The sequence below is a fragment of the Niveibacterium microcysteis genome (assembly GCF_017161445.1).
In the GTDB taxonomy this organism is placed as follows: Bacteria; Pseudomonadota; Gammaproteobacteria; order Burkholderiales; family Rhodocyclaceae; genus Niveibacterium; species Niveibacterium microcysteis.
Genome location: NZ_CP071060.1, coordinates 1 through 13,111, shown reverse-complemented (window position 1 = coordinate 13,111; position 13,111 = coordinate 1). Strand labels below are relative to the sequence as shown.

The window sequence follows — 13,111 nt, the reverse complement described above, 5'->3', positions numbered from 1 at the left end:
TCTCTCGCTGCTCGATAGGCAATCAGTTCGGAATATGGCCGAGCTCTGGGCCCGAAGAGCAAGACTCGCGCGTACATATGTGCTGCGCTTATTCGTCGAATGATTCTTTCGCGATCTCGGTCTTCAGGATCAGTTTGAGTAGGCGTCCATTCCAAAGGTAGTAGAACTTTCCCTCGTCCTCGTCGTTCTTGCGTCCAGTGATCACGAAAAGACTGCTGTTGAGCCGATAGGCCAAGCGGTCTTCAGCGTTCCCCATGACGCCGGCGACGTAGTCAACGCCCGGCATCGTATAAACCTTGCCATTACGTTTGTTGATGATCGCAAAGCCGTGGCAATCGGTGCCGCATCCCCAAGTAGCAACACGGTAGTGGCCGGCGAGGTCAGCGCCCTCGCGGGACGGCTGAGTGATGACCGTACGGTACTGCTTGGCGAGTCTGGTTTGCAGGATGAGGCTGATCGACGGAAATGGCTGGCTGTGTTCGACCACAGGGTAATCATCAAAAGACGGGGCACACTTCGCCGCGCCACATTCGGTGGCGGAAGCGGAAGCCGGTAAGGCGAACGCGATCGTTAGCGCGGCAAGTACGGTAAGTACCCTATTTATGATTTTGATACAGCCGCTCACCTTCGCGTGATAAGCAGAGCGGTGTTTGCCCGTTGTCACCAGCCAGCGCTGGTTACCACACGCAGCCGCGTGCCATCGGTCTCGTTCGCACGCGCGTTGTCGTCCCCGTTCGGGTGGGCGATGTGGTTTTGTGCGTTGCCGCCGCGCCGCCACGAGAGCTGAATCTGATGCGGCCGCCCTAATCGGCGGTGAGCGGGTTGCCGCGCAGCCGTTGCTTGCGCCCGCACCGGGTTCATTCACACTCGCTGGGTGCGTCCTTCAACTGCTCGGGGGTGAGTTTCGTCGCCGATTCGTAGCCGCAGGGTCGCGTCTGAAAAGAGCCCTTGCCGAGGATCGTAAGGACGTTGGTAATTCGCCACCCAATATCGGTCTTTGACAAATAGAAAATGTTCCGGTCGTACAGGGCTTGCCCAGGCTCCTTGCTCTTGAAGCCCCGCACGTAAACAACCACCTTGGCTGTATTGCCAATCACCGTCGGCGTTTCAATCAAAGGGCGGGCGATGTCCTCGTATCGGGTGGCTGGGGAGATTTCCTCCGAGCCAAGATGTGGGAATAGATTGGGTGCGCTGCACGCGACAAAAGTCTTCTTCTGCGTTCGCCGAATTATCGAACGGTCGAAAAACTCTTCGATAAGTTCGCAGTTTTCCTTAGGCAAGTACTTTGATAGCGCAGGATTGTCTGGCGCCTTGTTCAGTAGATATGGCTTCCGCGTTTTCACGTCAAACTCGCCGCCCTCGAAAGTTGCTGGGTCATAGGAATAGAGTTTCTTAATGAAGTCTCGCACCTCCAGTTGCTCTGGCGTCAAGGATTGTGCTGCTTGAGCACTCAAAGTACTAAGTCCTATTCCAACAAGCAGCGAATTTACAATTCTGCTCAATCGCATTTCTTTCTCTCTTCCGCCAGATATCGGTCAAACAAGTTCAACAGGTAAGCCATGTTCATGGATTTGCCGTCTGGTGTCTTTCGACGCTCATTCTCTGCGCCACCAGGAAGGCTGGTCCATTCTTTTGGCAATGTCGTGTCTTCAATGGCTTCCCGAATTTTCCCCGAGCGAATCAGGTGGAGCGCGTTGCGGTCTTCGATCTTGATGACTGCAATACGGTCCTGGATGGCCGGGCTGAAGGTATCGCCGTTGCTCGGGATCAAACCTTGGTCAATCTTCTCTTTCCATGTACTAGCAAGGACCTGGTAAGCGCCGGCCGCCGTGGAGCCCTTGGATTTCGGTGGCGGTGGAAGCCCTTCCCATGGGTGGGTTTTGTAGCTGCCAAAGCGCCGCTCCGACGTACCCGGCACTGCGCAGTTGAGCATCTGGTAGCGCTTGCTGTCGTCGCGCTCTGCCTGACATTCAAATTCGCGCAAGCAGCGCAGGAATGCTCGAATGCGCTGGGTCGGCAGCGGATCGAACACCTTGCGATAGATGCGGATGTTGGTGTAGTCAGTCCAGGTCGGGTGTGCGGGTTTCTCGGGTGGGAGCGTCAGATAGTCGCTCACGTAGAACTCGTAGTCACGAATGTCAATATGGCCATGATTTGGCCAATCGTCCTTTTTCTTTTGCTTTTTTCTCCTCGCCCAAGTCTCGGGAGTCCATTCGTAGACGATGACATCTCCGGCGGCGGCCCATCGGGCGTCAGGCACTAAAGACGTTACATCGCGAAAGCCCTTCGCCAGCAGCGCCGGGCCGGCCTTGCTGGCACTGTCTTGCATCGCAAGATGCTCGGCCGTGCCCTGTTTCGCCAACGGCTTTTCAGCCAGAATGCCATCGACGATCTTGCTTCGCGTCAGCGCCACTTTGACATAGGTGTAGCAAAGGCCTATCGATATCCAAGCCTTTTTCTCGTCGCTCTTATGCTTGAAGCTACGATTGGCCATTGATGTGAGTACGCCGGCGGTGCCCTCCGTGTATCTGTACTCGGTCTGCTCCTTCGCAAACGCCAAAAGGGCCTGGACCTGTTGAACCATCTCGGCGGTGACCGCTACAGAGGTTTGCGGCGCGGTGCCTTGCACCGCTGACTCACCCCACAAGTTGAGCGTCGGTAGGCGCCAACTGCCCCACCAGTCAATTAACTTCTGCGTGTGAAACGCGATCGGGTGGCCCCGTTCGTTGCGTCCAGTCTGCAGTGCTTGCTTGGCATCGTCAGCGCCCGAAATCTTTCGTGGGGCTGAAGTCGCGCTGTGCGCGGCAGTCGGCACCGCTGTGGCTTGTTTTGGTGCGGCTTGAACTGGCACAGGCTTGGTCGACTGCGCTGGGGCGGCCTTGCCTGTCGCCTGCGGCGTCGCGGCTTTGTCTGCATTCCTTGCGGGCGGGGCAGATGGTGCGTGTTCCGGCGCCGCACCCGTGGCGGTGACCGGGGGCGGAGGCATGAGGTCGCCGGCATCGCTTGCCTCGGATTTCGGAATCGCCGCCTCGGCCGTGCCCGGCGTGCCCTCATGGAGTTCAGTCTTGGTTTCAAGTACGAGACTCGGGCTGATCGCGGTCAGCAAGCCATTTGAGGCGGGCATCACCGTTGCGCCGATCTCCTTGTATGTCTTGTCGAAACGCTGCACCGCCAGTGTTAGCATGGCCCCCGGGGGCGCTTTGACAGGGGGCAACAAGCCTTCGGCATTTGTGAAGGCGGTAAGCTCGCCACCGTCCCAGCAAACATTCACGCCGAGTTTGACGATTGGCTCGCCGTCGAGTGCACGCATGCAGATCGACAGCTCTGGCGGTTGGGCAGTCGCTGATCCTTCCGCAGGCGCGGTTTCATCTACAGCGGAAGTCTGAAGTGCAGACTCTTCGGGCGCAGGTTCATGCGGGGTGGCAGCCTCAATGTCAGTCAACTCTTCATAGGTGTTCATGAGGGAATATCCAGTGGGCAACGGGCGAATCAAAGGTGCTCGATGTCTTGCAGCAGAATCCACTCACCGGTCTTGACGACCACTTTGAGTTTTTCGGATTTGCTGGTGAATACCCGGTCCGTGTTGCCATCGGGATTGATCTGCCCGGCCGCAAGTTTTTGCCCGCTTTGGTCGAAAACCTCATAGCTCATGTTTCCATGCAGTGCGTTCGTCTCAGGGTCCAGCCCTAGAAGGCCCGCGACGTTGAGTTTCTGGCTGAAACGGCTGTGTTCTTGCAGCGCGGGAAACTCAGGGGTGCTCACAGGGAAATTGGGCGTCACTACTGCCGCGCTCGTCCCCCCCGTCAGATTCTTCTGGCTTGCCTTGAGCTTCACACTCCCCGGCGCGGTCAGTGTGATGTTGCCGCCTTCGATCTGGATCGCAGCGCCGGCGGCGGTGAGCTGGACGTGGCTCTTGGCGCTGATCTGGATGCTGGCGTGGGTGCTGGCGATCGTGACTTGCTTCTGCGCCGCGACGGTGGCGGTGTTGTCGTGGGCGTGCGCAGTGACTTTGCCGGCGGCGGCGTGCAGCTTTATTCCGGTGTCGGTGATCGGGCGTGCGCCTTCGGGCTTCTTGCCCACGGTGTAGAGCACGAGGCCGGCACCGCTCGCCCAGCGAATCGCGCCTTGCGCGGCGGCCTCAAAAGTCTGGCCACCGGTGACGGAGAGGTCGTTGGCCACGGTGGTGCTGTGTGCCGGGGTGGTGAGTGCGATGCCCGCTTCACCGAATAGCGAAAGGTGCGGCGCAGCCCAAGCGCTGACGGTACCGGTGCCGCCTCCGATCCCGGCGGGGCTTTGGTTGATGCTGGTCGTCTCGGCCAGTTCCTTGGATTGCGTTGTTGTGCCTTCGAGCGGTGGCAGTTGCCTCGGCTCGGACGGATCTTTCGGCAGTTTGGCGCGTGAGGTGTTCGCAGCCTTGGCGAGCGCGGTCGCAAGGTCGCTGCTGCTTTCGAGCACCGAGGTGGCGCCACTCGCGTCGACGTGCGGCACGCCACGATGCCCGGATTCGCCGGCGGAGAGTTGCAGACCCTGTGCGGCACGCACGGCGCCAGCGGCGCCGGTGGCCAGTTCCGCCCCGTGGCCACGGGCGGCTTCGCGGGCGTTGTCGGTCTGTGCCCGCAGGTGACCCAGCTGCAGGCGACTATCGTGCTGGGTGGTAGAAAGGCGAAGACCGTCTTGGCCCGGCGTGGCGTCGAACACCAGCGCGTTGTGTTCGCCGCTGCCAGCCTGGCTGCTCGCGAGTGCCTGGGTCTTGATGCCGGCAAACACCGGCTTGTGCGCATGTGCACCGGCTGTGCCGGGGAACCACGCGGGTGCGTTGCCCGTGGCGTTGGCGCTTCCACTGCTGACCTGATTGCCTTGCGCGTCGTCTTGCCCGCGGCCGTTGTAGGCGAGCCCGATCACGATCGGGCGGTCGATGTCACCCTCAGAGAAGTCCACCAGCACTTCCTGGCCTAGGCGCGGGGTGAAATGGGCACCCCAGTTGTCGCCAGCTAGCGCAGTCGCCACGCGGACCCAGGTACCGACGGTTTCGTTCGCGCGGGCGTTGTCGTCCCCGCTTGGATGAGCGAGGCGGCTTTGGGCATTGCCGCCGCGTAGCCACGGCAACTGGATCTTGATGCGGCCATCGCGATCCGCAGTGAGCGGCGTACCCGAAACGCCGACGACCAACGCCGTCTGAGTGCCACGCACGGTAGGTTTGGCATGGATGCGTGCGCCGTGCTGATCCCAAGTCAGCGGGCGGTAGGGTGCGTCGGCGGGAATGCTGTGCGCGCGGTTGCAGTAGAGTGGGGCGTCTGCGTCATTGCGCACTGCTTGCGCGCTGTTGGTTACATCAACCAATGAATCGAGCAGGGCCATTGAAGGTGCCGGCCCCAGGACTTCGCGGATCTGTGCCAGTACATCGGCGGCGAGGTTGTTGCGCGCTTCGTGCTCGACGCTGAGCACAGCAATCGGCACACCGGTCGGCAGGCCAAACGGGCCGTCGGTAATCACGGTACGAGTACCCGGTGCGAACCGGCGCACGGTGCTGCGGATCGGGTATGTGTGAATTCGGCACTGCCAGGCTTGCAGCTGACGCTGGGCGTAGCGCTCACCGTCTTCCACACTCGGGAAGGCGTAGAGGCCGGGCGAATCGCTGCGCACGAGCGAGATTGGGCCGCACTGCTGTCCACGCGCTTCCACGGTGACACGCTGATGGGCACGGTAATCCCAGGTCACGATGCGCACGGTGTCGGGCATCACGCGCGAGCTTCGCTGCAGGCTTTGCACGGTGTCGGCCACTTCGGTGGCATCGGCGCGGTGAAAGCGCATCGGCGGCACTTGCTTGAAAGCGCCGTTGTGATCGGCGATGACCAGGGTGTGGGAGTCGGCGGCGTGCTCGAACCAGTAGAACAGGCCTTCCTCGGCAAGCAAGCGTTCGACGAAGGCCAGATCACTCTCACCATGCTGCACACAGAGGCTGCGCGGTAGCAACGCGTCAGGCTCAGACAGCTCCCAGCGCCACTGCGGGACCAGCTTGCCTTGCCCTTGCCAGCCAGCGAAGAGCTCATCGCAGATCGCAACGACGTTCTGATCCTGGAAAGCCCAGCTATCGCGGTTGTGGCCAAGGAAGGCGAGCCACGGCTGCACCCGCATGCGGTAGCGCGCAAGCCCCCCATCAGCGCCTTGCAGACCAAATCCGGTCACATAGCCGTGAAAGGGGCGATCTCGACTCACGAGGCCATCGGTTAGCAGCGTCAAACACACCGGTTGCCCGATCAGCGATTTGTGCGCGATCTGCGCATCCTCGCTCAAGAGCATCAAGTCGAGTTCAAAGCCACCTTCCCCCACCGACTCGCGGATTCGCGCGATTTCCACCAGCAGTGCATCGTTGCCCAGCGGGGTGGTAAGACGCAGCAAGCGGTGGGCGTCGGAAAAGCTGCGCGAAAGCAGACCAGGGATTGAGAAACCAGGCATCGGAACGGTCCGTCGAGGCACGACATTTTGGTTAGGCCGACAGCATATCGCTATGGCATATCAAGGACCGTGAAATGCGACAGGTTGCCGGCGCCTTTGGGCGATCGAATCCGCCTCCGTCTGGTGTTGAAGCTGTTTCGCCCTTGGGACCGATAGGCAATTGAGCCGCACTGTGACGCCCGACGCACGGCCGCTCACGCTTTTGACGTGAGCCAGTCACGCGCGGGAATGCCGACGGTATGATTTGTTCGCCAACCGGATTTGAACCAAGCTCCGCGCCTGGGCGCACTCAGCAGAGGTAATCGTGGGACTTTTCGATCAGCTCAAATCGATACTTGCCAAATCGCCGACCCCCCAAGCGCCGGCAAACCACGCTGACGCGGTTGGGACCAGTCTTGGCCAGCCCCCGGAGCGACGCGTCCGTGATCGCCAGAATGCGCGGCCCGGTACGAGCGCACTGATCGTTGACGACTCGCCGACCATCGTCGCCGCGCTTCGGAAGATGCTCAATTCCGCCGGCTACGTCACCCTTGAAGCGCTGACCGCCGAAGAAGGAATCGAGATAGCCCGCGACCTGACGCCGGACATCATTTTTCTCGACATCGTCCTTCCGGGCATGAACGGCTTCGCAGCGCTGCGCACGCTACGGCGTGATCCGCTGACGAAGGATATTCCGGTGATCATGATCAGCGGCAACGAACAAGCCACCGAACAGTTCTTCGGCACCCGAATCGGCGCCGACGATTTCATGAAGAAGCCTTTTTCACGGCTTGAAGTGTTCGCTCGAATCGAACGACTTCTTGATGCAGATATGGTGCCGCGCCGGCTGGTTACCGCTTCGCAGCCAGAAGTGGCGAGCACAGGCAGCGTCTAGCCGATACGGCAGAGATTGCCGCTGGTGAGCGGCGAACCGGCGGGAATGCGATTCCAAAAAGAACAAAAGGCCCTTTATGGGCCTTATGTTCATTCGTATCTCAGAACTTGTTCAGAGACAAACGCTTTTCATATCAGACATCGATGTTGCGCGCGTAGAGCGCATTGCTTTCGATGAATTCTCGACGCGGCTCTACCTGGTCGCCCATGAGCGTGGTGAAGATTTCGTCGGCGGCGATGGCGTCGTCGATCTGAACTTTCAGCAGGCGACGAACGGCTGGGTCCATGGTGGTTTCCCACAGCTGGTCGGGGTTCATTTCGCCGAGGCCTTTGTAGCGCTGCTTGCTGAGGTTACGTTCGACTTCGTTGAACATCCAGCGAATGGCGTCGGCGAAGGATGTAACCGGTGCCGCTTTTTCGCCGCGGCGCATTTCCGCGCCTTCGCCGATCAGGCCATTGATCATTTCGGCGGCGCGCCGGATCTGCGCGTAGTCACCGGAGACAAGGAATTCAGCGTCGATGATGCCGCGGCGTACGTTGCCGTGGTGCATGCGCTCCACCGCCAGTTCCCACGCTTCGCTTTCCTGATCGAAGTGGGGCCGGACATTAACACCCTTGGGCATCGAGGCTTGCAGTCGCGCTGCGGAATCGGTTGCAGCGGCCTCGTCGGTGAGCGAAACGTTGATATCGCCGGCCAGCATGGCGTGCAGCGCAGCGGGGTCGATGAAGCCGGAGACCCGGTTGATCACCGCTTCGGCGAGCAAGTAGTTGCGGGCGAGTTCGCCGAGCGTTTCGCCTTCGATTGGCGCTGCTCCCGATGAGGGAATGAGTTGCGCGGTGTCGAGGCCCATCCGCAGCAGGTGGGCATCGAGTTCGGCATCGTCCTTGATGTAGCGCTCGTTCTTGCCGTGCTTGATCTTGTAGAGCGGCGGCTGCGCGATGTAGATGTGACCGCGCTCGACGAGCTCGGGCATCTGGCGATAGAACAGCGTCAGCAGCAGGGTGCGGATGTGGGCGCCGTCGACGTCCGCGTCGGTCATGATGATGATGCGGTGGTAACGCAGCTTCTCTGGCTTGAAGTCGTCCTTGCCGATACCGGTCCCGAGCGCGGTGATCAGCGTGGCGATCTGTTCGGAGGAGATGAGCTTGTCGAAGCGCGCGCGTTCGACGTTGAGCACCTTGCCGCGTAGCGGCAGGATCGCCTGGAACTTGCGATCGCGGCCTTGCTTGGCTGAGCCACCTGCGGAGTCACCCTCGACGATGTAGATCTCGCACAGCGCGGGATCCTTCTCCTGGCAGTCGGCGAGTTTGCCGGGCAGGCCGACGCCATCGAGCACGCCTTTGCGGCGCGTCATTTCACGCGCCTTGCGGGCGGCTTCACGGGCGCGCGAGGCCTCAACGATCTTGCCGCAGATGGTCTTGGCATCGATCGGGCGTTCGAGCAGGTATTCGGACAGCTTGGCGGCGACGACTTCTTCCACCGCCGGGCGGGCTTCGCTCGAGACCAGCTTCATCTTGGTCTGCGAAGCAAACTTCGGATCGGGCATCTTCACCGACAGCACACAGGCAAGGCCTTCGCGCATGTCATCGCCGGTGATCTCGACCTTGGCCTTCTTCGCGATCTCGTTTTCTTCGATGTACTTGTTGATGACGCGGGTCATCGCCATGCGCAGGCCGGTGAGGTGGGTACCGCCGTCGGACTGCGGAATATTGTTCGTGAAGCACAGCACCTGTTCCTGGTAGCTGTCATTCCACTGCATCGCGACTTCGACGGTGAGTTCCACTGTGCCGCCGCCACCGCTGACCGGCACCTGAGTGGCACCGGCCGCGTAAAAGACGTTGGGGTGCAACACCGTCTTCGCACGGTTGATGTACTCGACGAAGCCACGCACGCCGCCGGAGAAGGCAAAGTCTTCCTCGCGGTTGGTGCGCTGATCGATCAGGCGAATGCGCACGCCGTTGTTCAGGAAGGAGAGCTCGCGCAGACGCTTCGCGAGAATCTCGTAATGGAATTCGACGGTGCCGAAGATCTCTTCATCGGCAAGGAAGTGCACTTCGGTGCCGCGTTTCTCGGTGTCACCGATGACGCGAAGCGGCGAGACTTCGACCCCGTTCTGCACTTCGAGCAGGCGGTCCACGGCGTGGCCGCGGTTGAACTCGAGGAAGTGCTTCTTGCCGTCGCGACGAATCGTCAGCCGCAGCCATTTCGAGAGCGCATTCACACACGACACACCAACGCCGTGCAGACCGCCTGAGACCTTGTAGCTGTTCTGGTTGAACTTGCCGCCTGCGTGCAGCACGCACATGACGATCTCAGCCGCCGAGCGCTTGGGTTCGTGCTTGTCGTCGAATTTGATGCCGACCGGAATGCCACGACCGTTGTCGGTGACCGAGATCGAGTTGTCGGTGTGGATCGTGACGACGATGTCGTCGCAGTGGCCCGCCAGCGCTTCGTCGATCGCGTTATCGACGACTTCGAACACCATGTGGTGCAGACCGGTGCCGTCAGAGGTGTCACCGATGTACATGCCAGGGCGCTTGCGCACGGCCTCCAGCCCTTCAAGCTGCTGGATGCTGTCTTCGTCGTAGGCGGGTTGCTGGTTCTGTTCGGACATCGGGTGACCTTGCTTCAAAAACTGAAATTCATCGCCGCGGATCATACGACCAGGCGCGAACGGCTGAATGAGCCGTTCGCGCCCGCCTGCAATTCCGTGGCCTAACGCTGGGAATGACTGTCGGCTTAGATCCGCATCGGCATCACGACGTACTTGAAGCGCTCGTCGCCCGGCAGGGTGATCAGCGCGCTGGAGTTGCCATCGTTGAGCCGCAGCTCGATCTCGTCGGTGGCTGAGTTCGTCAGCACATCGAGCAGGTAGGTGACATTGAAACCAATGTCGACCGAGTCGCCGGCGTAGTCGACTTCGATCTCTTCCTGAGCCTCTTCCTGCTCGGCGTTCGAGCTGATGATCTTGAGGCTACCAGAGGACAGTACCACACGAACGCCCCGGAACTTCTCGTTGGTGAGAATTGCGGCGCGGTGCAGCGACGCCAGCAACATCGTCCGGCCAAGAATCAGCAGCTTCGGATGGTTTTGCGGAATCACGCGCTCGTAGTCCGGGAACTTGCCGTCGATGAGCTTTGTGATCAGCTCGATCGGGCCAAAGCGGAAGCGTGCCTGATTGCCGGCGAGGGCGATTTCGAGGGGTTCATCGCTATCCGCCAGCTGGCGAGCGAGCTCAAGCACCGTCTTGCGGGGCAGGATGACTTCGGTTTTCGGCAAATCCGCGTCGATTTCGGCCGAAGCGAATGCAAGGCGGTGACCGTCGGTGGCCACCATGCGCAGTTCGTTGCCCTGAGCAACAACCAAAAGGCCATTGAGGTAGTAGCGGATGTCCTGTGCCGCCATCGAGTAGGCGACCTGGGCGAGCTGGCGTTTGAAGGCCTTCTGCGACACCGTGAAGCTGACCGCCTCGGCATCGTTGAACTGCATACGGGGGTAGTCGGACGCAGGCAGCGTCTGCAGCGCAAAGCGGCTCTTGCCGGCGTGCAGGGACAGGCGGTTTGCCTCGAGCTTGAGGTTGACCTCGGTGCCATCAGACAGGGCGCGGAGGATGTCCTGGAACTTGCGCGCGCCGACCGTGAAGCTGGCGTCGGTACCGCCGCTGGCAAGGCCGGAGGTGCGGATCTGGATCTCGATGTCAGTAGCAAGCAGCGTGACGTCGTCACCGTGCTTTTCGATCAGCACGTTCGACAGGATCGGCAGCGTGTGCCGTTTTTCGACGATCCCTGAAACCGACTGCAGGGGGCCCAACAAGGCTTCACGAGAAGCTGTTAACAGAAGCATTTAAGTAAACCTCTATTATTAGTTAACTGCACCCGGTTTCTGTGGATAAACACAGAATATCCAATAGATACAATCGCTTAATGCACTTAAAACCCTGTTCATAAACTGCGTAGCGTTTGATGAACAACTGGGGAGTGTTTTGCTCATCGACCGAATTGATGCGCTTATCCCCAAATCTTGCCACGGTCTTCCCACTGAATATTCACACTGATGCGGTTTCGATTTTGGTCAGCCGATGGTCAAACAATCGACGCAGAACACGCATTCGCTTCACAGTCAGTTGTTAACAAGATCTTGTAAACATATAACTACTATTAGTAAACCAAGACCTGTTTCTGTGCATAAGTGAAAATTACACAATAAAAACAATCGCTTGAACGGTCTGAAACCCTGTTTGGAACGACGGTACTATCCGATGAACAAGTGGGGACGGTTTCCAGCCATCTCGATATCTTCAAGCTTGTCCCCAAACGCCCCCTTGCTCTATCCACCCTGAATCCACAGTTTTCGGCGTCAACCACGCAAGGTCTGCGTCAACACATGCAGATCGTGGTTGAGCTGTTGATCAGCGAGTCGAAGCTCAGCAATCGTCCGGCATGCGTGCAACACCGTGGTGTGGTCGCGGCCACCGAAGGCCTCGCCGATGGACGGCAGCGAGGAGGGTGTGAGTTCCTTGGCGAGGAACATCGCAACCTGGCGCGGGCGGGCGATGGCGCGGGTGCGTTTCTTCGAATGCATGTCGGCGACCTTGATCTTGTAGTAGTCGGCGACGGTCTTCTGGATCAGCTCGAAGGTGATCTGGCGGTTGTGTGCGGCCAACAGGTCGCGCAAGGCTTCCTTGGCGAGCTCAAGGCTGATATCGCGGCCATGGAAGCGGGCAAAGGCCAGCACCTTCTTCAGCGCGCCTTCGAGTTCACGGACGTTCGAGCGCAGGTTTTTGGCGATCAGGAAGGCGACGTCGTCCCCAAGCAGCGTGCGTTCGGCTTCCGCTTTCTTTTTCAGGATCGCGACGCGCATTTCGAGTTCCGGCGGCTCGATCTGTACCGTCAAACCCCAGTCGAAGCGAGAGATGAGCCGGTCAGCCAGCCCCTCGACATCCTTCGGATAGGTGTCGCTGGTGATCACGATCTGCTTGCGTGCCTCGACCAGCGCGTTGAAGGCGTGGAAGAACTCTTCCTGCGTTCGATCCTTGTTCTTGAAGAACTGGATATCGTCGATCAACAGCAGGTCCAGCGAGCGGTAGTACTTCTTGAACTGGTCGAAGCTCTTCTGCTGGTAGGCGCGCACGACGTCGGCGTAGTAGTCCTCGGCGTGCACATAGCGGATCACCGCTTTCGGGTTGTGCTTCCAGACCGCGTTGCCGAGGGCGTGGATCAAGTGGGTCTTACCGAGGCCTACGCCGCCGTAAACGAACAAGGGGTTGTAGCTGGTGCCGGGGTTCTGCGCCACTTGCATGGCTGCGGCGCGTGCGAGGTCGTTGGCGCGGCCGGTCACCAGGTTGTCGAACGTGAAATCGGGGTTCAGTCGCGTGCGCTCATAGGCATCGGTCTTGCGTGCTTCAGCGGGCTGCGCCGCACGGGCCTCGTCCTGCGACTTCTGAACTGCGGGTGCGCGGGGCGCGTCGGCCGTGTGCACGGGCGAAGTGGCTGCGGGCTTACTTGCGGCCACGGCGCGCGGCGCAGCGGGCTTGGCGGCACCGCCAATCGCAAGGCTGACCTGTACCGGTTCGCCGTACAACTCGTTGCCGATCTCTTCGATGCGCCGCAGGTAGCGCTCGCGCACCCACTGCAGAACGAAGCGGTTAGGGGCGAGCAACTCCAGGCTGCGGGGGTTGGCAGCCGGAGAAGCGGACAGGGCCCGGATCCAGGTGTTGAACTGTTGTTGAGGCAGTTCAGCTTCGAGGCGGGACAGGCAGGTGGACCAGAATTCGTGACTCAC

General features: G+C 60.2%; 8 protein-coding genes. 1 reads left to right on the top strand and 7 read right to left on the bottom strand.

Going from position 1 to position 13,111, the window contains the following annotated elements:
• Positions 1 to 88: 88 nt before the first annotated feature.
• The 4 genes from JY500_RS00040 to JY500_RS00025 all read right to left on the bottom strand — a co-directional run bounded on the left by JY500_RS00040 (position 89) and on the right by JY500_RS00025 (position 6,456).
• Positions 89 to 664, bottom strand: a complete 576-nt coding sequence (locus JY500_RS00040) for a hypothetical protein (protein WP_206254626.1) — start codon at positions 662 to 664, stop codon at positions 89 to 91.
• A gap of 193 nt (positions 665 to 857) precedes the next feature.
• The gene (locus tag JY500_RS00035) at positions 858 to 1,502 is read right to left on the bottom strand and encodes a hypothetical protein (protein ID WP_206254625.1); all 645 of its coding nucleotides are present in this window, start codon (positions 1,500 to 1,502) and stop codon (positions 858 to 860) included.
• Positions 1,499 to 3,460: a hypothetical protein gene (locus JY500_RS00030; protein WP_206254624.1), complete on the bottom strand. Its 1,962-nt coding sequence runs from the start codon at positions 3,458 to 3,460 to the stop codon at positions 1,499 to 1,501. Before JY500_RS00030 ends, JY500_RS00035 begins: the two co-directional genes overlap by 4 nt.
• A gap of 29 nt (positions 3,461 to 3,489) precedes the next feature.
• Entirely contained in the window at positions 3,490 to 6,456 is a 2,967-nt protein-coding gene (locus tag JY500_RS00025) for a type VI secretion system Vgr family protein (RefSeq protein ID WP_206254623.1), read from the bottom strand.
• A gap of 304 nt (positions 6,457 to 6,760) precedes the next feature.
• Between JY500_RS00025 and JY500_RS00020 the strand changes: the two genes are divergently transcribed.
• Positions 6,761 to 7,330 (top strand): response regulator, encoded by a 570-nt coding sequence (locus JY500_RS00020; RefSeq protein ID WP_172202117.1) that lies wholly within the window; start codon positions 6,761 to 6,763, stop codon positions 7,328 to 7,330.
• 133 nt (positions 7,331 to 7,463) lie between these two features.
• Here JY500_RS00020 and gyrB read toward each other — a convergent pair whose 3' ends face one another.
• The 3 genes from gyrB to dnaA all read right to left on the bottom strand — a co-directional run bounded on the left by gyrB (position 7,464) and on the right by dnaA (position 13,111).
• A complete protein-coding gene (gene gyrB, locus JY500_RS00015) occupies positions 7,464 to 9,944 on the bottom strand; it encodes a DNA topoisomerase (ATP-hydrolyzing) subunit B (RefSeq protein WP_172202119.1) in 2,481 nt (826 codons plus the stop codon).
• 125 nt (positions 9,945 to 10,069) lie between these two features.
• Positions 10,070 to 11,173, bottom strand: a complete 1,104-nt coding sequence (gene dnaN / locus JY500_RS00010; RefSeq protein WP_172202121.1) for a DNA polymerase III subunit beta — start codon at positions 11,171 to 11,173, stop codon at positions 10,070 to 10,072.
• Between the two features lie 513 nt (positions 11,174 to 11,686).
• Entirely contained in the window at positions 11,687 to 13,111 is a 1,425-nt protein-coding gene (gene dnaA, locus JY500_RS00005; protein ID WP_172202124.1) for a chromosomal replication initiator protein DnaA, read from the bottom strand.

Coding starts and splice junctions, on each gene's coding strand:
- JY500_RS00030 (WP_206254624.1), bottom strand. CDS start 3,460: ATGAACACCTATGAAGAGTTGACTGACATTGAGGCTGCCACCCCGCAT.
- JY500_RS00025 (WP_206254623.1), bottom strand. CDS start 6,456: ATGCCTGGTTTCTCAATCCCTGGTCTGCTTTCGCGCAGCTTTTCCGAC.
- gyrB (WP_172202119.1), bottom strand. CDS start 9,944: ATGTCCGAACAGAACCAGCAACCCGCCTACGACGAAGACAGCATCCAG.
- dnaN (WP_172202121.1), bottom strand. CDS start 11,173: ATGCTTCTGTTAACAGCTTCTCGTGAAGCCTTGTTGGGCCCCCTGCAG.